The 25,262-nt window shown below is 69.6% G+C and carries 22 protein-coding genes; 17 read left to right on the top strand and 5 right to left on the bottom strand.

Features of this window, described 5'->3' with window-relative positions; all coding sequences use genetic code 11:
• Positions 1-96 precede the first annotated feature (96 nt).
• The 5 genes from AB5L97_RS14585 to AB5L97_RS14565 are packed head-to-tail and all read left to right on the top strand — an operon-like array spanning position 97 to position 5,744.
• On the top strand, positions 97-1,266 hold the full coding sequence (locus AB5L97_RS14585; RefSeq protein ID WP_369045184.1) for an ABC transporter substrate-binding protein: 1,170 nt from the start codon (positions 97-99) through the stop codon (positions 1,264-1,266).
• A gap of 20 nt (positions 1,267-1,286) precedes the next feature.
• A complete protein-coding gene (locus AB5L97_RS14580; RefSeq protein WP_307955526.1) occupies positions 1,287-2,012 on the top strand; it encodes an ABC transporter ATP-binding protein in 726 nt (241 codons plus the stop codon).
• Positions 2,002-2,949 (top strand): ABC transporter permease, encoded by a 948-nt coding sequence (locus AB5L97_RS14575; protein ID WP_369045183.1) that lies wholly within the window; start codon positions 2,002-2,004, stop codon positions 2,947-2,949. The genes AB5L97_RS14580 and AB5L97_RS14575 overlap by 11 nt, the downstream gene beginning before the upstream one ends.
• Positions 2,946-4,247 carry a uroporphyrinogen-III C-methyltransferase gene (gene cobA / locus AB5L97_RS14570; protein ID WP_369045182.1) on the top strand — a complete coding sequence of 434 codons (1,302 nt, stop codon included), beginning with the start codon at positions 2,946-2,948 and terminating at the stop codon, positions 4,245-4,247. Before AB5L97_RS14575 ends, cobA begins: the two co-directional genes overlap by 4 nt.
• Positions 4,248-4,277: 30 nt before the next feature.
• On the top strand, positions 4,278-5,744 hold the full coding sequence (locus tag AB5L97_RS14565) for an FAD-dependent oxidoreductase (protein ID WP_369045181.1): 1,467 nt from the start codon (positions 4,278-4,280) through the stop codon (positions 5,742-5,744).
• A gap of 123 nt (positions 5,745-5,867) precedes the next feature.
• Here the strand turns inward: AB5L97_RS14565 and AB5L97_RS14560 are convergent, their stop codons facing one another.
• Positions 5,868-7,301 (bottom strand): PucR family transcriptional regulator, encoded by a 1,434-nt coding sequence (locus AB5L97_RS14560; protein WP_369045180.1) that lies wholly within the window; start codon positions 7,299-7,301, stop codon positions 5,868-5,870.
• A gap of 124 nt (positions 7,302-7,425) precedes the next feature.
• Here AB5L97_RS14560 and gabT point away from each other — a divergent pair, with 124 nt between their 5' ends.
• The 5 genes from gabT (at position 7,426) to AB5L97_RS14535 (ending at position 12,042) form a co-directional block, all read left to right on the top strand.
• A complete protein-coding gene (gene gabT / locus AB5L97_RS14555; RefSeq protein ID WP_369045179.1) occupies positions 7,426-8,784 on the top strand; it encodes a 4-aminobutyrate--2-oxoglutarate transaminase in 1,359 nt (452 codons plus the stop codon).
• A 113-nt stretch (positions 8,785-8,897) separates the two neighbouring features.
• A complete protein-coding gene (locus AB5L97_RS14550; protein ID WP_369045178.1) occupies positions 8,898-9,773 on the top strand; it encodes a universal stress protein in 876 nt (291 codons plus the stop codon).
• Positions 9,748-10,011 (top strand): hypothetical protein, encoded by a 264-nt coding sequence (locus AB5L97_RS14545; protein ID WP_369045177.1) that lies wholly within the window; start codon positions 9,748-9,750, stop codon positions 10,009-10,011. The genes AB5L97_RS14550 and AB5L97_RS14545 overlap by 26 nt, the downstream gene beginning before the upstream one ends.
• A gap of 89 nt (positions 10,012-10,100) precedes the next feature.
• Positions 10,101-10,847, top strand: coding sequence for a hypothetical protein (locus tag AB5L97_RS14540; RefSeq protein ID WP_369045176.1), 747 nt, complete (start codon positions 10,101-10,103; stop codon positions 10,845-10,847).
• A 232-nt stretch (positions 10,848-11,079) separates the two neighbouring features.
• Positions 11,080-12,042 carry a hypothetical protein gene (locus AB5L97_RS14535; protein ID WP_369045175.1) on the top strand — a complete coding sequence of 321 codons (963 nt, stop codon included), beginning with the start codon at positions 11,080-11,082 and terminating at the stop codon, positions 12,040-12,042.
• A 105-nt stretch (positions 12,043-12,147) separates the two neighbouring features.
• On the opposite strand, the gene rarD is transcribed toward AB5L97_RS14535, so the two are convergent.
• The gene (gene rarD / locus AB5L97_RS14530) at positions 12,148-13,209 is read right to left on the bottom strand and encodes an EamA family transporter RarD (RefSeq protein WP_423246792.1); all 1,062 of its coding nucleotides are present in this window, start codon (positions 13,207-13,209) and stop codon (positions 12,148-12,150) included.
• Between the two features lie 35 nt (positions 13,210-13,244).
• A complete protein-coding gene (locus tag AB5L97_RS14525) occupies positions 13,245-14,012 on the bottom strand; it encodes an ABC transporter permease (RefSeq protein ID WP_369045173.1) in 768 nt (255 codons plus the stop codon).
• 138 nt (positions 14,013-14,150) lie between these two features.
• Between AB5L97_RS14525 and AB5L97_RS14520 the strand changes: the two genes are divergently transcribed.
• The 4 genes from AB5L97_RS14520 (at position 14,151) to AB5L97_RS14505 (ending at position 19,692) form a co-directional block, all read left to right on the top strand.
• Complete coding sequence (locus AB5L97_RS14520) at positions 14,151-15,617, top strand: FAD-dependent oxidoreductase (RefSeq protein WP_369047450.1); 1,467 nt, start codon at positions 14,151-14,153, stop codon at positions 15,615-15,617.
• A gap of 151 nt (positions 15,618-15,768) precedes the next feature.
• Positions 15,769-17,385 (top strand): sigma-70 family RNA polymerase sigma factor, encoded by a 1,617-nt coding sequence (locus AB5L97_RS14515; protein ID WP_369045172.1) that lies wholly within the window; start codon positions 15,769-15,771, stop codon positions 17,383-17,385.
• Positions 17,386-17,505: 120 nt separating this feature from the next.
• Positions 17,506-19,014, top strand: coding sequence for an APC family permease (locus AB5L97_RS14510; RefSeq protein WP_369045171.1), 1,509 nt, complete (start codon positions 17,506-17,508; stop codon positions 19,012-19,014).
• A gap of 78 nt (positions 19,015-19,092) precedes the next feature.
• On the top strand, positions 19,093-19,692 hold the full coding sequence (locus AB5L97_RS14505; RefSeq protein WP_369045170.1) for a TetR/AcrR family transcriptional regulator: 600 nt from the start codon (positions 19,093-19,095) through the stop codon (positions 19,690-19,692).
• 108 nt (positions 19,693-19,800) lie between these two features.
• Here the strand turns inward: AB5L97_RS14505 and AB5L97_RS14500 are convergent, their stop codons facing one another.
• Together AB5L97_RS14500 and AB5L97_RS14495 are read right to left on the bottom strand one after the other, a co-directional pair.
• The gene (locus AB5L97_RS14500) at positions 19,801-21,255 is read right to left on the bottom strand and encodes a catalase (RefSeq protein WP_369045169.1); all 1,455 of its coding nucleotides are present in this window, start codon (positions 21,253-21,255) and stop codon (positions 19,801-19,803) included.
• A 66-nt stretch (positions 21,256-21,321) separates the two neighbouring features.
• On the bottom strand, positions 21,322-21,783 hold the full coding sequence (locus AB5L97_RS14495; protein ID WP_307955541.1) for a Fur family transcriptional regulator: 462 nt from the start codon (positions 21,781-21,783) through the stop codon (positions 21,322-21,324).
• 114 nt (positions 21,784-21,897) lie between these two features.
• Here AB5L97_RS14495 and htpX point away from each other — a divergent pair, with 114 nt between their 5' ends.
• The 3 genes from htpX to AB5L97_RS14480 all read left to right on the top strand — a co-directional run bounded on the left by htpX (position 21,898) and on the right by AB5L97_RS14480 (position 25,248).
• Positions 21,898-22,776 carry a zinc metalloprotease HtpX gene (gene htpX, locus AB5L97_RS14490; RefSeq protein WP_369045168.1) on the top strand — a complete coding sequence of 293 codons (879 nt, stop codon included), beginning with the start codon at positions 21,898-21,900 and terminating at the stop codon, positions 22,774-22,776.
• Between the two features lie 103 nt (positions 22,777-22,879).
• A complete protein-coding gene (locus tag AB5L97_RS14485; protein WP_369045167.1) occupies positions 22,880-23,872 on the top strand; it encodes a ketopantoate reductase family protein in 993 nt (330 codons plus the stop codon).
• Positions 23,873-23,976: 104 nt separating this feature from the next.
• Complete coding sequence (locus tag AB5L97_RS14480; protein ID WP_369045166.1) at positions 23,977-25,248, top strand: MFS transporter; 1,272 nt, start codon at positions 23,977-23,979, stop codon at positions 25,246-25,248.
• Positions 25,249-25,262 lie beyond the last annotated feature (14 nt).

Raw genomic sequence — 25,262 nt, 5'->3', positions numbered from 1 at the left:
CGCACCACCCGGACCGGGCGTCGAATGCCCCGATGTCGGGCCCGTCGATAGGCCCCGTCCGAGACCTGACGACACTGCGAGATCGAGGAACCTCCCATGAGCGAGACCGTCAAGACCCCTGAAACCATCCGCATCACCGCCGACTCGGGTCCCCCGAAACGTGGGCGAGCGATCGCCCTCGGCATCGCGGCCGCCGTCGTGATCCTCCTCGGTGCGGGCACAGCGGTCGCCACAGCACTGAACAGCGGCGAGCAGCGCACGACGTCGTCCGTCGCCACCGGGACCCCGGCACCACAGCTGCGGCTCGGCTACTTCGGCAATGTCACCCACGCCCCCGCCCTCGTGGGAGTGCAGAACGGTCTCATCGCGGGCACCCTCAAGGATGCCGGCACCAACAGCCTCACCACGCAGGTATTCAATGCGGGCCCGGCAGCGATCGAGGCGCTCAACGCGGGCGCGATCGACGCCGCATACGTCGGCCCGAACCCGGCCATCAACTCGTTCGTGCAGAGCCACGGGGAGTCGGTCTCCGTCATCGCGGGCGCAGCTGCCGGCGGCGCGCAGCTCGTGGTCCAGCCGGGCATCACCGGACCGGAGCAGCTCAAGGGCAAGGTCCTCGCGACACCCCAGCTCGGCGGCACCCAGGACGTGGCACTCCGCGCGTACCTCGCGTCGAAGGGCCTCAAGACCACCCCGAACGGCGGCGGTGACGTCACCATCAACCCGACCGAGAACGCGCAGACCCTCAAGCTCTTCCAGGACGGCAAGCTCGACGGCGCGTGGCTCCCCGAGCCGTGGGCGTCCCGCCTCGTGCTCCAGGCCGGCGCCAAGGTGCTCGTTGACGAGAAGGACCTGTGGGACGGCAGCGGCACGGGAAAGCCCGGCGAGTTCCCGACCACGATCCTCATCGTCAACAAGACGTTCGCTGCACAGCATCCTCAGACGGTCGAAGCCCTCCTGAAGGGCCACGTCGCCGCCGTCGACTGGCTCAGCCGCGCGACCCCCGCCCAGAAGGCGAGCACCGTCAACGCGGCGCTCAAGGCCGCGGCAGGGTCCGAGCTGCCCGCGGACGTCATCGAGCGGGCCCTGGGCAACATCACGTTCACCACGGATCCGCTCGCGGGCGCCTACCCCAAGCTCCTTGCGGACGGCGTCACCGCAGGGGTCACGAAGACCGCGGACCTCCACGGTCTCTTCGACCTGCGCGCACTGAACGCACTGTCGGGCCAGGCGAAGGTCAGCGCCGCTGGCCTGGGCCAGGACTGACGGGACGAGAGGACCAAGACATGACCGTAGTGCTCGAGAACCTCGGCAAGCGCTTCGGCGCCGGCGCGCCCGTGCTCGACAGCGTCAACGCAACCATCGCCCAAGGCGAGTTCGTCGCACTCCTGGGTGCCTCGGGCTGCGGCAAGTCCACGCTCCTGAACATCATCGCCGGTCTCGAGCGGCCCACCGCTGGCGCGCTCGAGGTCCCGGCGGACGGTGCCGCGTTCATGTTCCAGGACGCCGCACTGTACCCGTGGCTCACGGCACGGGCCAACATCGAGCTCGCGCTCAAGCTCCGCGGGGTGCCGAAGGCGGAGCGGCGGGCACGCGCCGTCGAACTCCTCGACCTCGTTCACCTCGGCGAGGCCGCGGACAAGCGCCCGCACGAGCTTTCGGGGGGCATGCGGCAGCGCGTCGCCCTGGCCCGGGCGCTCTCGCAGGACCGGCAGGTCCTCCTCATGGATGAGCCGTTCGCGGCCCTCGACGCCATCACGCGCGACCTCCTCCACGAGGAGCTCACCCGGATCTGGCGGGAGACCGGGCGGACCATCATCTTCGTCACGCACAACGTCCGCGAGGCTGTGCGGCTCGGACAGCGCGTCCTGCTGCTCTCGTCGCGGCCCGGGCGCGTCGTCGCCGAGTGGTCTGTCCCGGACGCCACGAAGCATGACGCCGCCGCGGCCGCCGCCCTGACAGCCGAGCTCACCTCCCGACTGCGGCAGGAGATCGCCCGCCATGCCAAGTAATCCGCTGCTCGAAAAGGACACGCAGGCCTCCCAGGACCGCGGCCTCCCGCCGCTCACCAACGTCTCGACCGTCGGCGAGCCGACCGGAGAGGAGCTCCGCGCCCTCGAATCAGGGCTCGACCAGCTCCAGTCGGACACCGTCAGGCGCCACCGGGACTGGTCACGGGCGCTCCTGCCGCTTGCCGCCGTAGTGGTCCTAATCCTCGTCTGGCAGCTCTATGTGACGCTCGGCCTCAAGCGCCGCGACCTCGTCCCCGGCCCGCTCGACGTGGCGGCGTCGCTCGGCGAGCTGTGGAAGGAGGGCCGGGCCCAGGAAGCGGTCTGGACCTCGCTCCAGCGCGGGCTCGTGGGCTTCGCGGTCAGTGCGCTCGTCGCGACCCCGCTCGGACTGCTCCTCGGCCAGGTCAAGCCCCTCCGCCGCGCGTTCGGCCCGCTCATCTCGGGCCTCCAGGTCCTGCCGTCCGTCGCGTGGGTGCCGGCCGCGATCATCTGGTTCGGACTCACCGATGCGACCGTGTACTTCGTGGTGCTCATGGGTGCGATCCCCTCGATCATCAACGGGCTCATTGCGGGGATCGACCAGATCCCGCCGCAGTACCGGTCCGTCGGCAAGGTCCTTGGCGCGTCGCGGACCGAGCTCGCGCTCCATATCGTGCTCCCCGCGGCGCTTCCGGGCTATGTGGCCGGGCTCAAGCAGGGGTGGGCGTTCTCGTGGCGCTCGCTCATGGCCGCGGAGATCATCGCCGTGGGCGGGACTCTCGGGTACGGGCTTGGATCCCTTCTCGACCAGGGCCGGACCCTGAGCGACATGGGCGTGGTCATGAGCGCGATCCTTGTGATCCTGGCCGTCGGCATTGCGATCGAGCTGGCTGTTTTCGGACCCCTCGAGCGGCGCATCCTCGCCCGCCGCGGACTTCTCACGGGAGGCACGCGATGAGCGGCATCGACCTGTACCCCACCTCGCTGCGGCTTCTCGGCCGGGATGTGCTCGTGGTCGGCGGCGGCGCCGTGGCTGCGCGCCGCGCCCGGGGCCTGCTCGACGCCGGCGCGAAGGTGACCGTCGTGGCGCCCGAGGCGGGGCACGACGTCGTGCGCCTCGCGGAGGCTGGCCTCGTCACGTGGGTGCGCCGCGGCTACGAGGCGTCTGATCTGGAGCGCGTGTGGTTCGTCCAGACCGCGACGGGCCTGCCGGAGCTGGACGCGCGGGTGGCCGCAGAGGCCGAGGATCGGCGCATCTGGTGCGTCAATGCCGCCGATCACGAGGCCTCCGCCGCCTGGACCCCCGCGACCGCCCGGGTCGACGACGTCACCGTCGCCGTGAACGCCGGGGGAGACCCGCGTCGCGCGAAGGCCCTCAAGGACGCGATCGTCCTGGCGCTGCGCACCGGGAATCTGCCGCTGCGGCGGCACCGCCGCACCTCTCCCGGACGGGACGCGCACGACGGCGCGGGGCTGGCTCCCACGGGCAGCCGGTCCCTTGGCGGGCGGGTCGCCCTCGTGGGCGGCGGTCCGGGCGATACCGGGCTCATCACGGTCCGCGGCCGGCAGCTGCTGGCCGAGGCCGACGTCGTCGTGGCCGACAGGCTCGGGCCGCGGGGGCTCCTCGCTGAGCTCGGGGATGCCGCCTCCGGCGGTCCGCGCGTCATCGAGGTCGGCAAGGCCCCCGGCGCGCATCAAGCCACGCAGGACGAGATCAACGAGATCCTCGTGCGCGAGGCCCTGGCCGGAAACGTCGTCGTGCGCCTCAAGGGCGGCGACCCGTACGTTCTGGGGCGCGGCGGCGAGGAGGCCGAGTTCTGCCGGCGCCATGGCGTCGACGTCGAGGTGGTCCCCGGTGTCACGAGCGCCATCTCGGTGCCTGCCGCCGCAGGCATCCCCGTGACACACCGCGGCCTCGCGACGGGCTTTAGCGTCGCGACGGGCCACGATGAGCTCGCCGAGCTTCCCGCCCGGTCGGACCACACGATCGTCCTGCTCATGGGCGTCCGCCGGCTCGCGGAGTCCGTCGCCGTGCTGCGTGTGCGCGGTCTCGCGGCGCACACGCCCGTCGCCATCGTCGAGCGCGGCTGGACACCCGATCAGCGCGTCACGATCGCGACACTGGGTACCATTGTTGACCGTGCCCGCGCCGTTGGAGTCGCGAACCCCGCGGTGATCGTGATCGGCGACGTCGTGCGCGTGAGCCCCTACGCGACCGCGGATCTCGGCGCATCCCTGACCACGCAACTCCACTGAACCCTCAGAACGAACCGAAGGAACACAGCCGTGTCGAACCTCAACCCCGCCCCGCGGGGCACCGCCCAGCGTCCCCTTCGCGTGGCCATCGTCGGCTCCGGCCCCGCCGGCGTGTACGCCGCGGACCTGCTGACGAAAAGCGCCCCCGTTGCCTCGGGCGAGCTCACGCTGAGCATCGACCTGTTCGACCGCTACCCGGCCCCCTACGGGCTCATCCGGTACGGCGTGGCTCCGGACCACCCGCGCATCAAGGGCATCGTCAACGCCCTGCACAAGGTCCTGGACCGCGGCGACATCCGCTTCTTCGGCAACGTGGACTATGGCACGGACCTCTCGCTGGCTGACCTGCAGCGGCACTACGATGCCGTGGTCTTCGCGACCGGCGCGATCAAGGACGCGGACCTCAACATCCCCGGCATCGAGCTCGAAGGTTCCTTCGGCGGCGCCGACTTCGTCTCGTGGTACGACGGACACCCGGACGTGCCGCGCGAGTGGCCGCTCGAAGCGCGCGAGGTTGCGGTGATCGGCAACGGCAACGTCGCGCTCGACGTCGCCCGCGTCCTCTCGAAGCACGCCGACGAGCTCCTCGTCACCGAGATCCCGGACAACGTCTACCGGATCCTCAAGGAGTCCCCGGTCACCGACGTGCACGTGTTCGGGCGCCGCGGCCCGGCACAGGTCAAGTTCACCCCGCTCGAGCTCCGCGAGCTGTCCCACTCGCACGACGTCGACCTCGTGCTCTATCCCGAGGACTTCGAGTTCGACGATGCCTCGGACCGCGAGATCCAGACCAACAACCAGGTCAAGACCATGGTCGGCACGCTGACCAACTGGATCGCCGAGCAGCCCGAGGATGTCTCCGAGCTCACCGCCTCGCGCCGCCTGCACCTGCACTTCCTGCAGAGCCCGGTCGAGATCGTCGACTCGCCCGAGACTCCCGGCCGCGTGGCCGGGATCCGGTTCGAGCGCCAGGAGCTCGACGGGACCGGCGCCGTTCGGGGCACCGGCGAGTTCGTCGACTACCCCGTCCAGGCCGTGTACCGGGCGATCGGCTACTTCGGCTCGGCCCTGCCCGACGTGGAGTTCGACCATCGCCGCGGTGTGGTGGTGAACGACGGCGGCCGCGTCCTCGACGCTGACGGCTTGCCGGTGCCGGGGGTGTACACCACGGGCTGGATCAAGCGCGGGCCCGTGGGCCTCATCGGGCACACGAAGGGCGATGCCCTCGAAACCATCGGGCACCTGCTCGATGCCCGCGAGGACCTGCCCGCCGCCGAGGCCCCCGCCGAGGCCGCCGTGACGGACCTGCTGGCCGAGCGCGGCATCGAGTACACGACGTGGGAGGGCTGGCTCGCGCTCGACGCGCATGAGAAGGCCCTGGGCGCCGCTGCGGAGCCGGCTCCGACGCACAAGGGCCCGGTGGCGCGCGAGCGCGTCAAGGTCGTCGCGCGCGAGGACATGGTCGAGATCTCGAACGGCGCCCCGGTCGTAGGCTGACTGACTCCTCCTTCGCCGAGGTCACCCCGTGTGGGCCCGAGGTCACCCCGTGTGGTGGCGAGGTCACCCCGTGTGACGCTGAGGTCGCGCCGCAGACCCCACCTCGGCGAGAGGGATCGGTCCCTACGCCTTCGCGACCTTCCTCACCGCGAGGGCCAGGTACAGCTGCACGCGGTCGGCGGTGACGGCGGGGTCGTACCCGGTGAGCTCGGCGATCTGCCCGAGCCGGTAGCGGACGGTGTTCCGGTGCAGGTTGAGCTGCTCGGCGACCTGTGCCACCGAGCCGTTGAGGGTGAGGTAGGTCTCGAGCGTGTGCACGAGCTCGGCGCCGTGCTGCCGGTCGAACCGGGCGAGCGGGCCGATCGCCTCCCCGGCCATGTCCGCGAGGGGAACGTCCTCGCTCGCGAGCAGGAGCGAGGTGATGCTCAGGCGCTCGGGCTCGTTGACCTCAAGGCCCCGGGCGGCGGCGTCCTTGGCCTCGAAGTAGCTCCAGCGCAGGCCGTTGGGCTTCGTGTAGGCACCGCCTATACCGATCGTCGCGTGGATCCCCGCCTCGGTGAGGTGGTCGGAGAGGAGGCGGCCCAGCTTCGGCGCGGCGGCGCCGTCGTCCTCCACCACCACCGCGAGGTCGCGGTCGAGCATCGCGGTCACCGCGCCGTCGAGCGCGGCGGGGAGCGTGGCCCCGCGCAGGTTCTTGTGGTGTGCGGCGGATTCGGCGAGCAGCACCACGTTGCGCTTCGTCGAGTTGACCCCGATCGCGGCGAGCCGGCGCGAGGCCTCCTCGGCTTCGAGGGTTCCGCGCACGACGTCGTTGATCACCTGCCCGGCGAGGGCCCGCTGGGATTGGCGCTGCTTCGTGAGGTTGTTGAGCTCGATGCTGATGAGGTTCTGCGCGTACGAGATGATCCCCGTGTCCTCGAACGGCTTCTTGGCCCACAGGGTGCACGCGTCGCGGCGACCGGTTGGGACGGGGTACGGGACCCATCGGTCCATGGTGGGCGTCCCGGCCTCGGGTCCCGAGGCGTAGAGCTGGGCCGTGAACTGGGTCAGGATGATCTCGGTGTGCAGCATGGTGCCGAGGTGCTTGAGGAGTTCGTGGAGGCCGCCGCCCGTCAGGAGCGAGCGGGCCAACACCTGGTGTGCGCCGATGAGGCGCTCGAGGCTCGCGTAGTGGTCGGCCGAGTGGGAATCGGCGACGAGCTTCCCGATGGCCATGAACGGCGTCCGGTACGGGACCTCGATCACCGGCACGCCCCAGCGGTTCGCCTCCGCGATGAGGGCAGGCGGGATCTCGTCGTGCCCGAGGCCTACGCCGAAACCGATGCCCAGGGCGCCGGCCCGCCGGAGCACGCGCACGAACCGGCGCTGCTCGATGGCGGTGCGCTGCCGGACCCCGGTGGTGAGGACGAGTTCCCCGCCGGTGAGGAACTGCGCCGGATCCTCAAGCTCCGTGACGGCCACCCAGCGGATCTCTTCGCGCAGCGTGGCGGTGGCGGAGCCCGCGAGCCGGAGGCCGAGATCGGCGTGGTTGAGGAGCTCGGCGAGGGTGAGGGCCATGCGTTCAACTATAGGCAAGGGCGCTGGTTGATCGCACTACGTTGCGCCGGGTGACTCGTGCGATCGGCCATTCCTGCTGTGGCCTGCCTCGCATTACCTTGGGACCGACGAAAGGATTGCATCCATGGACATCCAGTACCGCCTCGAGCAGAAGCGCAAGGTCCTCAAGGACTTCCCGGGGCCTCGGTCCCTCGAGCTCACCGCACGTCGCGCAGCGGCCGTCGCCGCGGGCGTCGCCTCGTCCGTGCCGGTGTACGTCGCGGACGCCGACGGCGGCATCATCCATGACGTCGACGGCAACTCGTTCATCGACCTCGGCTCGGGCATCGCGGTGACGACCGTGGGCGCGTCCGATGCGGCGGTGGTGGGCGCCGTGAAGGAGCAGGTCGAGCACTTCACGCACACGTGCTTCATGGTCACGCCCTACGAGGGCTATGTCGCCGTCGCCGAGAAGCTCAACGAGCTCACCCCGGGCCACCACGCCAAGCGCACGGTCTTGTTCAACTCCGGTGCCGAGGCCGTCGAGAACGCGATCAAGATCGCCCGAGTCGCCACGGGCCGCAGCGCCGTCGTCGCCTTCGACCACGCCTACCACGGCCGCACGAACCTCACGATGGGCCTCACGGCGAAGGCCATGCCGTACAAGTACGGCTTCGGACCGTTCGCCAGCGAGATCTACCGCGCGCCCATGAGCTACCCGTTCCGCGAGGAGAACGCGCAGATCACAGGCAAGGAGGCCGCTGAGCGCGCCATCCTGACCATGAGCAAGCAGATCGGCGCCGACCAGATTGCGGCCATCGTGATCGAGCCGATCCAGGGCGAGGGTGGGTTCATCGTCCCGGCCGAGGGCTTCCTGCCGCGCCTCGCCGAGTTCGCGAAGGAGAACGGCATCGTCTTCATCGCGGACGAGGTCCAGTCCGGCTTCGCCCGCACGGGCGAATGGTTCGCCGTTCAGCACGAGGGCGTCGTCCCGGACCTCATCACGACGGCGAAGGGCATCGCGGGCGGCATGCCGCTCTCCGCGGTCACGGGCCGCGCCGAGCTGCTCGACGCCGTCCACGGCGGCGGTCTGGGCGGCACCTACGGCGGCAATCCGGTGGCCTGCGCCGCCGCGCTCGCCGCGATCGAGACCATGGACTCCCAGGACCTGCGCGGCCGCGCCCGCGAGATCGAGGCGACCGTCAAGGAGCGCTTCGGCAGGCTTCAGGCGGAGCTCGGCGAGAACGGCATCATTGGGGAGATCCGCGGCCGCGGGGCCATGCTGGCGCTCGAGTTCGTCAAGCGCGGCAGCGCCCAGGCCAAGGAGCCGGACGCCGCCACGACCAAGGCGATCGCCGACTACTGCCTCAAGGAAGGCGTCATCATCCTCACGTGCGGCACCTACGGCAACGTGATCCGGCTCCTGCCTCCGCTCGTGATCAACGATGAGCTGCTCAACGACGGACTCGATGTGCTCGAGGCGGCGATCCGCGCCGTCGCGTAGGCATCACTTCCCGGTAGAGTCTGCGGTATCAGCCGCAGACCGGGACGAGGGCGCCCGGATACCCCGGGCGCCCTCGCCGTCTGCCGTGACTCGACCTGAAGGAAGGGTGGGCCATGCGTTACGTCGTCGGTTACCAGGCAGACCAGCGGGGAGCGGATGCGGTGGCTCTGGCCGTCGCGATCGCGCGGGCCCAGGGCGCCTCGTTGGACCTCATGCTCGTCATCGGGGAGGACGCCCCCTACGTTGCGGCCAATCCGGACGGCAAACGGGTCCACCCCGAGGAGCAGCAGACTCTCACCGCCCAACGCGAGGCCCTCGCTTTGGTCCCTTCCGACGTCGAGGCGACATTCCATGTGCGGCACGGCCATTCGTTCGCCGCGACCCTGATCGAGGCCGGCGTCGAGTTCGAGGCCGCACTCATCGTGGTCGGCGCCGCCAGCAACGGACTCTTCAAGCGGTATACGGTCGGCTCCGTCGCCAACGCGCTCCTGCACGCCTCGCCGATCCCGGTCGCACTCGCGCCGCGTGGCTATCACCGCATGGATCCGATCGAGCGCATCACAGCGTTCATCGGCCGGCGCGAGGGGTCAGAGGCCGCGGTCGACGTCGCACTGGTCGCCGCCGGGCGGCGGAACGTGCCGCTGCGGTTCGTCTCCCTCGTGGAGCTCGATGCGCGCGCCGACGACTTCGGCGAGAACATCAACGCCGCCCACCGCCATGCGAACACCGTCCTCACGGAGGCCGCGCACCGCCTCCCGCCCGGCCATGAGGCGAGTGTCGAGGTGGCGCACGGGCGCACGTTCGAAGAGGCCGTGGACAGCCTCGACTGGCTCGACGGCGAACTCGTGCTCGTCGGATCGAGCCGGCTCGCCCAGAAGAACCAGCTGTTCCTGGGCTCGACCGCGAACAAAGTCCTGCGCTCCCTGCCCGTGCCCATGGTCGTGGTCCCGCGCGACTACGAGCGTGCCGAGTCCCACCCACTGGGATAGCCACCACAAGTCGGGCGGCGCGGAGGTCTCCCTGGCCGTCCCGTCCGGCGGCCACCTCCTGCACCTCGCGCTCGCCAAGTGTGTGTTCAACGACCTGCACGGGGCCGCTGCGCCGGAGGACCTCGAGACCCTCGTGCGTGGGGTCGTCGAGAATGCCGTGATCGTGACGATCGTCCGGGCCTCCGCCGCCGTGCGGCTCGCCTCGGTGATGGTGCGCACGACGCCGCCCGGCACCTGACGGCGTTCCACCGGCCGGGGGCGTCGTGCGTCGCCTCGGCCCGCGCACGGTCCCTTTACGCGGTCCGCGGCCCTGGACCACCATGGACCATGAGCGCAGAACCGCACGCCGCGCCTCCGATTCCGACGTCCGCGGGGCAGCAGCCCCCTGCCCCCGAGGCCTCCGGCGATGCGGTGCCGCCCGCAGTGATCGCGACGATCCTGGCCACCGAGCACTGGAGTCTGCTCGGGACGCGGGGCATGCTGTGGAACGAGCTCATGAGCCGGATCAGCATCCACCTCACGGTCTCATCGGCGTCCCTTGTAGTCCTGGCCCTCGTGGCGCAGGCGACCGGGTTCGGCAACGGATTCTGGGTCATGGCGATTGGGCTCACGTCGATGCTGCTGGTCCTGGGCTCGCTGACGCTGCTGCGCGTCTCGATCGGCAGCGAGGAGGACCACCTGCTCATCGCGGGGATGAATCGGCTGCGCGGCGCCTACCGCGATCTCGTGCCCGGGATCGAGGACGTCTTCGTCACCTCCATCTCGGATGATCGCGAGGGCGTGTTCGCGACCTCCTCCGTCGGGCGGGGCAGGCCCATCCCGCTGCACGCCATCTCCAGCACCGTGTTCTTCCTCACTTGCTTCAACGCGATGGTGGCGGGCGCCCTCGCCGCGCTCATCACGTACGTTGCCGGCGGCCCGGTGCTGCTCATCGCCCTTGTGGGCTCGGGTGCAGGTGCGGCCTATCTCGTCGGGAACACGGTCGGCGCGGGGATGCTCTTCGGTCGCCTCGGCCTCGGCCTCGGCCTCGGCACCTCGCGCTCCGCGCTGCCGGAGGACGACGCGGCGGCTTGAGGACACGCGGACGGGCCTCCAGCGCCACATCGGACCCCGAGCGGCACAGCGGGCCCCCACCAGCGCCGCAGGTCCTGAGCGCGACAGCAGGCCCTGAACGGCACAGCAGGCGCGCACCAGCACCTGCCATGCCGCCGCGGGCCTGCCAATGGACTCGGCGCTTCGGACGGTTCTGTCCACATGGCTCGGCAGCAGGGCGACGCGGCTTGCCCCAGAGCGCGAGACTGCCGCCATGAGCACACCGACCCTGACCAACTTCTTCGATGAGCGATGGCCAGACGTGACGGTCGCGTCGACCCGTGAACTCGCGGCGCGCGGCGTTGACCACCGGGTCCTCACCGAGGCCGTGAAGCGGCGGGAGCTTGTCCGGCTACGGCGCGGCGTGTACGTCCGCCGCACTACGTGGCTGGCACTCAAGCCTTGGGAACAGGACCGGTTGAAGATCGAGGCGCACTGGCTGTCGACCGGTGGCTCCGCCGTATACAGCCATACGTCGGGCGCACGCGCTCACGGGCTCAGCACGTGGGACGTCGGCCCGAAGGTGCACGTCACGGTGCCGTACTCCGGCTCGAAGACGAGCCACGGAGTCGACGTCGTCGCACATTCGCTCCCGGTGCCCGAGGTTGACCTGGCAGGAGTGGCGATCGCACCGGGCCGCATCGCCACAGCGGTCGGTGTAGAACGCGCGGTCGCGGACTGTGCCCGCACTCTGGACATCGAGCGCGCCGCGATCATCGGGGACAGCGCACTGCGGCGAGGGGTGACGATCGAGCGCATCCGGGCAGCTGCCGAGGGGACCCGGGTGGTACGAGGATCCCGCAGGGTCGAGGACGTCCTGGCCGTCTTGGATGCAAGATCCGAGTCAGCGGGCGAGACGCGGACGCGCCTGGCGCTTGCTGCCGCGGGCATACCTGCTCCGACTCTCCAATACGAGATCTCCACGAGCCAGGGACTGTTCCGGGCCGACTTCGCGTGGCCGGATCTGTTGGTGATCCTGGAGTTCGACGGCGGTTCCAAGTACTTCGACTACCGCCCAACCTCGGAGGCGCTGCTGCTTGAGCGTCAGCGCGAAGTGGCTCTGATGGAGGTTGGCTGGACGGTGGTGCGGACACGATGGCCGGAGCTCATGGCTCCAGAGGTCATCATTGCGAGGCTGGAGGCCGCGTTCGCTCGGGCGCGGAGGCTCTCGGCCTGACCGGCCAGCAACACAACAGGCCCCGACCGGCATAACAGGTGCGCACCACGGCCTCCCATGCCGCCGAGAGCCTGCCAAGAGGCTTGCAGACCTCGGCCTGCCCGATCAGGCCTCGTGCGGGGCGCGGAGCTGGCCGGTGGAGGTCTGCGCAGCCACCGCGGCACTGTCCTCCCGGTCCGCCAAGTCCGCCGCTGACTGGGCCTCGGACTGGGTCGCGAGCCCAGCCCGGCGCAGGTTCATCCGGCGCCGCCGTGAGACGAGCAGCATGTCCGCCGTCAGGACCGCGAGGGCGAGCCACACGATGCCGAAGCCGATCCACCGCTCGGGCGCCATGTGCTCCCCGAGCACGGTCACGGCCATGATGAACTGCATGACCGGTGCGATGTACTGCAGGAGCCCGATGGTCGTCATGGGCAGCCGTCGGGCGGCCGCCCCGAAGAACAGCAGCGGCACGGCCGTGATGATGCCGCTCGCAGCCAGGAGCCAGAAGTGGCCCGCACCGTAGCCTGTGAGGGTGAGTGTGCCGGCAACGCCGAGCCACACCACAACGCCGAGGGCCACGGGAGCGAGCACGATCGTCTCGACCGTGAGGCTCGTGACGGCATCGACCTTTGCGCCGACGCGGTTCTTGACCAGCCCGTAGAAGCCGAAGCTGAAGGCCAGGATGAGCGCGATCCACGGCACCTGGCCGTAGGCCACCGTGAGCACGACGACGGCGACCGCGCCCGTGCCGACCGCCGCCCACTGGATCGGCCGCAGCCGTTCCTTGAGCACCAGCACGCCCAGGAGCACCGACACGAGCGGGTTGATGAAGTACCCGAGGGCGGCCTCGATCGTGTGCCCGGTGAGCACGCCGAACGTGTACGTGAGCCAGTTCACCGCGATGAGAGCGGCCGCGAGGGCGAGGGCCCAGAAGACCCGCCCGCTGCGCAGCACGGCGCCGAGGGACCGCCAGGCCCGGGTCACGGCGATGAGCACAAAGCACACCACGAGGGAGAACAGGACGCGATCGGACACGATTTCCACCGGACCGGCCGGGGCGAGGGTCAGGAAGTACAGGGGGAGCAGCCCCCAGAGACCGTAGGCACCGATGCCGAAGAGGAGGCCCGCTCGGGCAGGGGCAGTCGCTGTCTCGGGCCGGGTTGAGGCATCGGGTTTCACGGTCACGAACGTAGCAGCCCGGGCCTTGCGGGAATTATTCCTCAGACCTCCCGCGCGAGGCCCCCTGCGCTCAGTCCCCAGCCCCCTGACGCGCACAGCCACAGCGTCGCGGCGGCCGAGAGACTCCCGACGGCGAGGAGCGAGACGAGCACCACGAGCTGGACGATGGCGGCGTCCACCGGGCTCGCTCCGCCGAGGACCATGCCCACGAACGCCCCCGGCAGGGTCACCGTGCCCACGGTCCGAGTCTGGTCCAACGCCGGGACGAGCGCCTCTCGGGCCGTGTGCCTCGCGACAAGGAGCCGAGCGGCCGGCCATTCGAAGCCGAGGGCCACGGCGGCCTCGACCTCCCCGCGCCGCCCCGCGAGCTCGGCGACCACGCGGCGGCCGGCGAGGCTCGTTGTCGTCATCGCCCCGCCCACCTGCTGCCCGATGAGCGCGATGAGCGCCAGGCCCGCGAACGGCAGCACCCCGGTGACCAGGAGCACGGCAGTGGCGGGCAGCACGCCTGCGGCGATGGGTCCCGCCGACCACCACCAGCGCGCGCGGTCCACTCGGCGGCCGGACGTGACAGTCGCAATGACGAACATGAGGAGCGCGAAGCCGAGCGCGAGCCACGGATTCTGCCCGAGCTGGGCCACGAGGAGGGCGACGACGGCGAGCTGGACCACCGCGCGCAGGCTCGCCGTAAGCGGGGGGAGCCACCCGCCGTCGAGCGCCCAGCGGTGGACAGCGGCGGCGAGGGCGGCGAGGATGACGACGGCGGCGGCAACGCCGGGCCCGAGTCCCAGAAGCGTTGACGTCTGCACGAGAACTACAATAGGAGGCTGTGCGCCCCCGACCCGCGCGCTGACCTCCGGAAGGAATCCGACGTGTCCGAAGCTCCCGCAGAAAGCACCGCGCAAAGCGGTCCCGCACAGGACGGTCCGTCCGAGCGAGGCGATGCCGTGCAGCGTGGTGCCCTGCAACGGCCGTTGCGGGTTGCCATCATCGGAGCCGGCCCGGCTGGCGTCTATGCTGCGGACATCCTGACCAAGTCCAACGAGGTCAAGGACGGGGACTTCGAGGTGAGCATCGACCTTTTCGACCAGTACCCGGCCCCGTATGGGCTCATCCGCTACGGCGTGGCCCCGGACCACCCCCGCATCAAGGGCATCGTCAACGCACTCCACCGGGTCCTTGACCGCGGGGACATCCGCTTCATCGGCAACGTGACCTACGGCCGTGACCTCGCGCTCGCGGACATCCGCGGCTTCTACGATGCGGTGATCTTCGCGACCGGCGCGCTCAAGGATGCGCCGATGGACATCCCGGGCGTGGACCTCGAGGGCTCCTTCGGCGGGGCGGACTTCGTGTCCTGGTATGACGGCCACCCGGACGTCTCCCGCGAGTGGCCGCTGACGGCGAAGGAGGTCGCGGTGATCGGCAACGGCAACGTGGCGCTCGACGTCGCGCGGATGCTCGCGAAGCACGCCGACGACCTGCTCGTGACCGAGATCCCCGACAACGTCTACCGGGCGCTCAATGCCAGCCCCGTGACCGACGTGCACGTGTTCGGCCGCCGCGGTCCGGCGCAGGTCAAGTTCACCCCGCTCGAGCTGCGCGAACTCTCGCACGCCCGGGACGTCGACATTGTCCTGTACCCGGAGGACTTCGAGTTCGACGACGCCTCGGACGAGGCCATCAAGACGAACAACCAGGTCAAGACGATGGTCAACACGCTCGCGAACTGGATCGCCGAGGATCAGGACACGGGTGCCTCACGGCGCCTGCACCTGCACTTCCTGCAGAGCCCGGTGGAGATCTATGACTCGCCCGAGACCCCGGGCCACGTGGCGGGCATCAGGTTCGAGCGCATGGAGCTGGACGGCACCGGCAACGTCCGCGGCACGGGCCAGTTCGAGGACTACTCCGTCCAGGCCGTGTACCGGGCGATCGGCTACCGCGGGTCCGAGCTGGCCGAGATCCAGTACGACGCCCGCCGCGGCGTCATCCCGAACGAGGGCGGCCGTGTTCTCGACGAGGACGGCGTCCCCATGACCGGCCTCTACACGACCGGCTGGATCAAGCGCGGCCCCGTGGGCCTCATCGGGCACACCAAGGGCGACGCCCTCGAGACCATCGGCTGTCTCCTCGAGGACCGCGACTCGCTGCCCCCGGCCGAGGTTCCGGACGAGCACGCCGTGATCGCCCTGCTCGAGGAGCGTGGCGTCGAGTACACGACGTGGGCGGGCTGGAACGAGCTCGACGCCCACGAGAAGGCGCTCGGCGAAGCCTGGACGAAGGCCGACGGCGGTGAGGCGGCCGAGCGCGGCGCCAGCGGAGAGCAGGTCAAGCGCGAGCGCGTCAAAGTGGTGCCGCGCGAGGACATGGTGCGGATCTCGCGTGAGGGCCAGTCCGAGAACGGCGGCTGAGCGCCGGCTGCGCTGCCGGCCTTCGGGGACCGCGTCATAGAATGGCCCGGGGCCCGTCTGCACCAGCGGGCCTGTGTTGCGTCCGGGCCGCGCCACTGATGGCACCGAGTCAGCACACTACGGACACGTGCGGGCGGGGGGACAGCCACTCATGACGGCGACAGATGCACTGGTGGGAGAAGCCCCCGAGACGGCGAGCGACGCCGAGCTCATCTCGCAGGTGCGCGCAGGTGACACTGAGGCCTACGGCGAGCTCTTCAGCCGCCATCGCGCCGCGGCCGTGGGCCTTGCCCGCCGGTACGCCCGCAACGCCTCGGACGCTGAGGATCTCGCGGCCGAGGGCTTCACGAACGTCTTCACCGCGATCACGGGCGGCTCGGGTCCTGACGTCTTCTTCCGCGCGTACCTCTTCACCTCCATTTCGCGGCTCGCGGCCCGCGGCAACGTCAAGGCGAGCCGCCAGACGCCCAGCGACGAGATGGAGAAGTATGAGGGAGAGCAGGTCTACGACGACCCGGTCATGGTGGGCTTCGAATCGGACACCGTCTCGACGGCCTTCAGGACTCTCCCGGAGCGCTGGCAGGCCGTTCTCTGGTACACCGAGGTGGACGGCCTGACGCCTGCGGCCGTGGCCCCGCTGCTAGGGCTCTCGGCCAACGGCGTCTCGGCGCTGGCGCTGCGCGCCCGGGAGGGGCTGCGGCAGGCCTACCTCCAAGCCCATGTGGATGCGAGCGCGGTCGAGGACGAGTGCGCGCCATTCGCCGACAAGCTCGGTGCCCACGCGCGTGGCGCCCTGAGCCCCCGCAACGAGGCGAAGGTGAGAGAGCACCTCGAGGAATGCCCTCGGTGCACCGCTGCCCTCCTGCAGATCCAAGACGTGGGCTACGGCATGCGGGGCGTCGTCTTCCCGCTCGTCACGGGCCTCGCCTTCGTCCCCGTGGCTGCGTCGAAGGCGGCCGTGGGCGGGATCTTCCTCGGCATCGCCGAGTGGTTCCGGCAGGTCATCGAGAAGATCGGCATCGGCAACGCGGTCCTTGCCGGCGCCGCGACCGTCACCGTCGTGGCCGGCGGCATCGCGTTCGGGGTGCTGGAGGCGCAGACGACGTCGGAGCAGCCCCCCGCGGCAGCTGTCACGCCGAGCCTTCCCGCACCCAGTACTCCCGCACCGGCCGTGACGGCTGAGTCTGCGGCATCGCCGATCCCCGAGGAACCGGCGCCGGAGTCCGCCCCAGTCGATGAGACACCCGCGCTGGCCTATGATCCGCCGGCAGCAGTGCCCGTCGCGCCACCGGCCGGACCCGCGCCGGTGCTGGTCCCCCTTGCTGCCGCTCCGGCGCCGCTCGTGGCGGTTGCGCCCGCTGCCGTCCCCACCACGCCTGCGCCCACTGCCAGCCCAGCGCCAGCCCCGATGGGGTTCCCCTACGTCTTGTCGGGCTCGCTCGCCCAGACGTGGTCCGCGAGCCGCGGGCAGCGGACCGACACGTTCGCGGTATCGGCGGACCTCGCCTCGGGGAAGCAGCAGACGGCCACGGTCACACTCGACATCACGTACCCCGGGACCGCCCAGGGCACGTTCACCGTGACTGGCAACGGCTGGAACTGCACGACCACGGGCAGCACCGTGCACTGCGCGCATCAAGGCGTGCTCAAGGGCGGGGCGCTTCCTGCAGTGGGCGTCGTCTGGACCACCACCCAGCAGTCGCTGTCGGGGGTCAGCGCCACGGCGTCGCTCGGCACGCTGGCCCAGCCGGTCACCTTCGGCACCTGAACCCGCGGCGCCGGAGTCCGCACGAGTCGTCTCATCATGTGAGACCCGGTGAAGATCTCACTGGCTGGACTCGTAAAGTAGACGGGTTTGTTCAATTCCCTGAAGCATCAGGAGTCCGGGATGCAGATTTTCCGCACCAAGCCGATCGAGGCGACTATCGCCGAGACACACGAGCCGGGTCGCCGTCTCAAACGCTCGCTGAGCACGTGGGACCTCATGATCATGGGAGTTGCCGTCGCAGTGGGCGCCGGCATCTTCTCCGTCGGTGCCAAGGCCGCAGCCAACTTCGCCGGCCCCGCGGTCACGCTCTCCTTCGCCATCGCCGCCGTCGCGTGCGCGCTCGCGATCATGTGCTACGCCGAATTCGCCACCGCGATCCCGGTTGCCGGCTCGGCCTACGTCTTCACCTATGCGACGATGGGCGAGCTGCTGGCCTGGATCATCGGGTGGAACCTCATCCTCGAGCTCTTCACAGCTGCTGCGGTGATCGCCAAGTACTGGGGCATCTACCTCAGCAAGGTGTTCTCGCTCGCAGGCCTCGATGTCCCGCCCAGCATCCAGTTCGGACCCATCGAGCTTGTGTGGGGGCCCTTCCTCATCGTCGCGGTCTTCACGGCGCTCCTCGTGATTGGCACCAAACTCTCGGCCCGGGTTGCCAACGTCTTCACGGTCATCAAGATCGCCGTCGTGCTGTTCGTGATCGTCGTCGGCTTCTTCTACGTCAAGGCCGAGAACTTCGCGCCCTTCATTCCGGACGCCGTGGCCGCGAAGAGCGCGGGTGGCACCGAGGTCCTCCAGCAGTCCCTGTTCTCGTTCCTCACCGGCTCGGCCCCGGCCCACTACGGACTCTTCGGCGTGTTCGGCGGGGCGGCACTCGTCTTCTTCGCGTTCATCGGCTTCGATGTCGTGGCCACGAGCGCCGAGGAGGTCAAGGACCCGCAGAAGACGCTCCCGCGGGGGATCTTCGGTGGTCTGGCCATCGTGACGCTCCTCTACATCCTCGTCTCCCTCGCGCTGACGGGGATGGTGCCCTACACGGTCTTGGCCCAGGCCGAGGCGCCGACCCTCACCACCGCGTTCGAAGCCGTGGGCAACACCGATGCCGCCAAGGTCATCGCGTTCGGCTCCCTCGTCGGCCTGACCACCGTGATCATGGTGCTCCTCATGGGCCTCGCCCGGGTGATCCTCGCGATGAGCCGCGATGGACTCCTCCCGCACGCGTTGTCCGTGACAAGCGCCAAGCGCTCCACGCCGGCACGCGTGCAGATCATCTGCGGCGTTGCGGTGGCCCTCGTTGCGGGCCTCACGAAGGTGGACGTGCTCGAGGAGATGATCAACATCGGCACGCTCTCGGCATTCGTCGTCGTCAGCCTCGGCATCATCGTCCTGCGCCGGAAGCGCCCCGACCTCAAGCCGGCCTTCCGGGTGCCGTTCGGCAAGGTGATCCCGATCGTCTCCGCTCTCCTGTGCCTGTACCTCATGACCAACCTCGCGGTCGAGACGTGGATCTACTTCGCGGGCTGGCTCGTGGTAGGCCTCCTCATCTACTTCACGTATGGCCAGCGCCATTCGCGACTCAACGAGCGCTTCGCAGCGGAGCGCCGAGCAGTCGAGGACGCTCCGAAGTAGTCGCGTGCTGTGCAGGAAGTGGGCAAGATATTGCAAGTCTTGTCACAAAGATGAGTGATCGAGTCTATGATGGGCGTCATGGCGAGACCCCCACGGCCCGAACGCAAGTACGAACTGCTCGACCAGATCCTGGACTTCCTCCTCGATTCGACCCTCGCCGACCTGACCTTCCGCAGCCTCGCGGACGGACTGGGCATCAGCAGCTATGTGCTCGTCTACCACTTCGGCAGCCGCGAGCAGCTCGTCACGGAGATCATCCACGGCATCATGGGGCGATACGAGCCCCTCGAGTCCGGGACTCCCGCATCCGCCTCGCCCAACGATTTTGTGGTGTGGGCCCGCAAGGCGTTCGAACTGTGTCTCGACCACCGCGGCCGGCACCTCCAGCGCCTCGAGTTCGAGGCGTCCGTTCAGGACGTGGTGGCCGAGCGACCGCGGGGAGCCGGCGTCGCGAGCTACGCGCGCTGGCGCGGGTTCCTCGCGCGCTGGCTGCGCGGCCAGGGCGTCGCGGCCAAACGGGCTGATGCCTTGGCGCGACTCTACGTCGGATCGATCCTTGGGCTCCTCTACGACTTCGTCATCACGGGGGACAAGCGCGCCGTGCTCGAGAGCTTCGACCTCCTGTCCGAGGCGTTCGTCGCGCAGTACGAAGGGGCGGCCCATCACCGCGTGTCCTGATGCGGGACCATCGGACTGCGGCTCCACACGGGGAAGGCCCGGTGCATGTGCACCGGGCCTTCCCCGTGGATCAGGCTCGGGTTGCCTGAGACTTGACTTGCCGAGCTTCTACCTGCCGAGCTCTGCTCGGAGTTTGGCGCCGAGGTCGGCATCGACGTTCGTCCAGTACTGGATCGCACGCTCCTTGATGTCCTCCCTCGTCACACCCCCGACGGCGCCTGCGATCGTGTCGAGGAAGCGGGCGCGCGCAGCGTCGTCGAACACCTCGCGGTAGAGGATGCCCGGCTGCACGAAGTCGCCATCCTCGGCGTGGAGGGAGTGGGCGGCGAGGGTCAGCTCGCCGTCGTTCTCCCAGCCGCCGCCGACGCCGCCAGCCACAGAGGACTCGACGGCGGCCGGGCCGCCGAGCGAGTTCGGCGCGTAGACCGGGGCGGCGGGAGAGTTGAAGCTCAGGCGGCCGGCGCCGTCCTGGCTGTAGTTGCGCACCTCGCTCTTCGGTGCGTTGACCGGGATCTGCGCGTGGTTCGTGCCCACGCGGTAGCGGTGCGCGTCAGCGTAGGAGAAGATGCGCGCCTGGAGCATCTTGTCCGGCGACCCGGCGATGCCAGGCACGAAGTTCGACGGCGCGAACGCGGCCTGCTCGATCTGCGCGAAGTAGTTCTCCGGGTTCCGGTTGAGCTCCATCGTGCCGACCTTGATGAGCGGGTAGTCCTCCTTGGACCACGTCTTCGTCAGATCGAACGGGTTGTACCGGTAGGTCTTGGCGTCCTCGTACGGCATGACCTGGACGAAGAGGTCCCAGCTCGGGAAGTTGGCCTCGGCGATGTTCTCGTAGAGGTCCTGGATGTAGTAGTCGGCGTTCTCGCCGGCGATCCGCTCGGCCTCCTCGCCCGTGAGGTTCTCGACGCCCTGGTTCGTGTGGAAGTGGTACTTGACCCAGAAGCGCTCGCCCTCGGCGTTGATCCACTGGTAGGTGTGCGAGCCGTAGCCCTGCATGTTGCGCCACGTCTTCGGCAGGCCGCGGTCGCCCATGAGCCACGTCACCTGGTGGGCGGACTCCGGGGAGAGCGTCCAGAAGTCCCACTGCATGTCCGCGTCGCGGAGGTGGCTGCCCGGGAGTCGCTTCTGGGAGTGGATGAAGTCGGGGAACTTGATGCCGTCGCGGATGAAGAACACCGGGGTGTTGTTGCCCACGAGGTCGTAGTTGCCCTCGGTCGTGTAGAACTTGACGGCGAACCCACGCGGATCGCGCCACGTGTCGGGGGAACCGTTCTCGCCGGCCACCGAGGAGAAGCGGATGAGCATCTCGGTCTCGACGTCCGGCTGGAAGAGGGCCGCCTTGGTGTACTTCGAGACATCCTCGGTGGTCTTGAAGACGCCGAAGGCCCCGCCGCCCTTGGCGTGGACCACGCGCTCCGGCACGCGCTCGCGGTTGAACTGGGCGAGCTTCTCGATCAGGTAGTGATCCGTGAGGATGATCGCGCCGTCAGCACCGACTGACTGGGCGTGCGCATCCGAGGCGACCGGGGCGCCGGACTGGGTGGTCGAGTAGTTGACCGTCATGTCTCTCCTTCTGTTCCGCGCGTACTGCGCTGTACTGGTTTCGTGGGAGGGGAGCTGTGGTGCGGTTCAGACCGCGGGGGTGGGAGCGGACGGAGCAGTCTTCGCGGCGCACTCGGCGCAGAGGCCGATATACGTCACGTCCGCGATCATGATCGTCATCCCGTGGGTATTGCTGGGGGTGAGGCAGGGGGCATGGCCGACGGCGCACTCGACGTCCTCGACGCGACCGCACACCGAGCAGATCGCGTGGTGGTGGTTGTCGCCGACCCGCGTCTCGTAGAGGGCGGGGGAGTGCGGCGGTTCGAAGCGGCGCAGCATGCCGAGGTCCGTGAGGTCGCCGAGGACCACGTAGACGGACTGCGGAGTGATCTCCGGCAGATCGTCACGGGCCGCGGCCAGAATCGCGTCTGCCGAGGAGTGCGGATGAGACTCGATGGCCCCCAGCACCGCAAGTCGCTGCTTGGTGACCCGGCGTCCGTGAGCTCGCAGGGCAGTTGCCCATTCGATGTGCTCCGCGCTCGGTTCCATGGCCTCATTCAAACACTTATTTTGATAAGTTCACAATAAGGTGAGCCTAACCGATCCCGCGGAACTGCGCGGGGGGCCATACTCGTTGAAGCGGCAGGAGGTACAGGAGGAACCGTGCACAAACACCACAACGGGCTCAAGACGGCCACACTCTTCGGCGTGCTCTGGGCGGTACTGCTGGGAATCGGGGCGCTCGTGGGCGTCTGGTCGCGGAGCGGATCGCCGATCCTGATCTTCGCCGCCCTCGGGGTCGCCGTGACGTTCTACAGCTACTGGAACAGCGACAAGATCGCGCTGCGCGCGATGCAGGCCTATCCCGTCACCGAGGAGCAGGCGCCGGGGCTCTACCAGATCGTCCGTGAGCTCTCGCAGCGCGCCAACCAGTCGATGCCGCGCATCTACATCTCCCCGACGCAGTCCCCGAATGCGTTCGCGACGGGTCGGGACCCCAAGAACGCCGCAGTCTGCTGCACCGAGGGAATCCTCCAGCTGCTCGACGCTCGTGAGCTGCGCGGGGTGCTCGGGCACGAGCTCATGCACGTCTACAACAGGGACATCCTCACGTCCTCGATCGCCGCGGCCGTGGCCGGGGTCATCACCTCCGTAGCGCAGTTCGCGATGTTCTTCGGGGGAGGCCGGGACCGCAACGCGAACCCGTTCGCGCTGCTCGCGCTGAGCCTCCTCGCGCCGTTCGCGGCCTCGCTCATCCAGCTCGCGATCTCCCGCACGCGGGAGTACGACGCGGATGAGGACGGCTCCCAGCTCACGGGCGACCCGCTCGCGCTTGCCTCGGCGCTGAACAAGATCGAGGGCGGAGTCCGTGCGGCGCCGCTCCCAGCGGACGACCAGAAGCTCGTCAACGCCTCCCACCTCATGATCGCCAACCCGTTCCGCGGCGGAGCGGGCCTCCAGCGCATGTTCTCGACCCACCCGCCGATGGCGGACAGGATCGCGCGCCTCGAGCAGATGGCGGGACGCCAGATCGGCCAGTAGTCCAGATCGGTTAGAAGCCCGATCCGCCGCTCGTCGTCTCCTTCCGCCATGCTGCCCCTCAGTGATCTACTGATCGTGGTCCTGTGCGGATAGGAGCCGTGCCATGAAGCTGGGCGTGATCGGAGCCGGTGCGATCGGTGGAACCATCGCGGCCCTGATGGACCGCGCCGGCCACACCGTCGAAGCGACGGCCCGTGGTGACCGGCTCGCCGCGATCAAGAGCGGCGGGATCCACCTCTCCGGAGCCTGGGGCGAGCACGTCGCACAGATCGCCGCCGGCGAGCGGCTCACGACGGCGCCCGACCTCGCCTTGATCAGCGTGAAGGCCCAGGACGAGGCGGACGCTATCCGGGCCAACGCCGCGGCCCTCGAGGGGGTCCCGCTCGTGGTGGTGCAGAACGGGCTCGACGGGCTGGCCCAAGCGCAAAGGCTCCACGGAGGCTCACCCACCATCGGCGCCATCGCCTTCTTCGCCGCGGACTGCCCGGCCCCGGGCCATGTCAGGGCCCTCGTCCCGGGGCCGCTCTACCTCGGCGCGGGCGACGGCGAGCCCACGGCCGACGCCGTCAACGCGGCCGGCGTCCTGAGTTCCGGCATCTCCGCCAAGGCGGTGGGGAACTTCGTCGGCTGCCAGTGGACCAAGCTGGTCGTCAACCAGATCAATGCGATGCCCGCCATCACGGGGATGAGCGTCCAGTCCACCATCGCCGACTCCAGGCTGTGCGGCGCCGTCCTCGCGAGCATGCGCGAGGCCATCCACATTGGGCGGAGGCAGGGCGTGGGGTTCGGTTCCCTCGAGGGAATGAACCCGCTCACGCTCGGTCTGCTCGGATCCGCGCCGCCCGCCGTCGGACGCCTCCTGCTGCGCATCATGGCACGGCGGCTCGGCAGTGAGCCGGTCCTCGGCTCAACTCTCCAGAGCGTCCATCGTGGCCTGCCCACCGAGATCGACTACCTCAACGGTGCCGTCGCCGAGCGCGCCCGCGCGCTCGGCATCGAGGCGCCCGTCAACGCGGCTATCACCCGATTGGTGCACGAGGTCGAAGGCAGCCGCCGGTTCTTCGCGCCCGCGGAGGTCGTCCAGCGGCTCGGGTGATCCGTGGCGACCACCACGACACCCGCCGGGCACAGCGAAGGCGGGCCACAGGGGTCGTGCGCGGCACGGGCGGTGAGCCCGCACAGCGGCACTAGGCTATTGCGGTGCGCACCCTCTTGGCCGATACTTCCCCGCTGACGGAAAGCCTCGAATTCCGGCGCATGTGGATCGGCCAGCTGCTGAGCATCCTCGGCTCCCAGCTGACGGTCACGGCCGTGAGCTTGCAGGTCTATGCCCTCACGCACTCGAGCTTCAATGTGGGGCTGCTGGGCCTCGTGGCACTGCTGCCGTTCGTGTTCGCCGGGCTCTACGGCGGCGCGATCGTGGACGCGCATGACCGACGCACGGTCGCGCTCCTCTCGTCGTGGCTGCTGTGGGGCACGAGCGCGCTCATCGCCCTGCAGGCCTGGCTGCAGCTTGGGAACGTCCTGCTGGTGTACGTCCTCGTGGGGCTCCAGGCGCTGGGGACAGGCATCAACATGCCAGCCCGCAGTGCCATCATCCCGCGGCTCATCCGCCCGGATAAGCTTGCCGCGGCGAACGCGCTCAACATGATCACCTTCGGCCTCGGCGGCGCAGCAGGCCCGCTCCTCGCGGGGGCCCTTGTGGCGACGGTCGGCTACGGCTGGACCTACACGATCGACGTCGCGAGCTTCACGGTGGCCATGTGGGCGCTGTTCCGCCTCCCCCCGCTCCCGCCCGAGGGCACGGTGCGGAGGGCCGGCCTCCGTTCCGTCGCGGAGGGCTTCGGCTTCCTCGGGACGAGGCCGAACATCCGCATGACGTTCCTCATCGACATGTGCGCCATGGTCTTCGCGATGCCGCGAGCGGTACTCCCGGCCGTCGCCGTGCTCTCGCTCGGCGGCGGCGCGGCGACCGCAGGTGCCCTCCTCGCCGGGATCGCCGGCGGGACGTTCCTCGGTGGGCTGTTCTCCGGGCCGGTGGCGCGGCTGCGCTGGCAGGGTCGCGGGGTCCAGTGGGCAGTGGTCTCGTGGGGGGCCAGCATCCTCGCGTTCGGGATCGTGGTGCTCGCTGCGGGGCGCACGTCGCCGGACGGAGGCACGTGGTGGATCCTGCCCGCGATCCTGTGCATGGTCGCGGCCGGAGCCGCCGATTCGACGAGCGCCGCCCTGCGGTCCACCATCCTCCAGGCCGCGACTCCGGACTCGATGCGCGGGCGCCTCCAGGGGGTGTTCACGGTGGTGGTGGGCGGCGGTCCCCGCCTCGGGGACGTGTTCTCCGGCGGGACGGCTTCCTGGCTGGGCGAGGGCTGGTCGATTGTGGTCGGTGCGCTCGTGTGCATCGCGCTCGTCTGGGTGCTGCACGTCGCGCAGCCGCGGTTCGCCCGCTACGACGCGGAGAACCCTACGCCGTAGCGGTGAGTACGACG

Source organism: Sinomonas sp. P10A9 (assembly GCF_041022165.1).
In the GTDB taxonomy this organism is placed as follows: domain Bacteria; phylum Actinomycetota; class Actinomycetes; order Actinomycetales; family Micrococcaceae; genus Sinomonas; species Sinomonas puerhi.
This window is presented reverse-complemented; position numbering and strand designations above follow the sequence as displayed.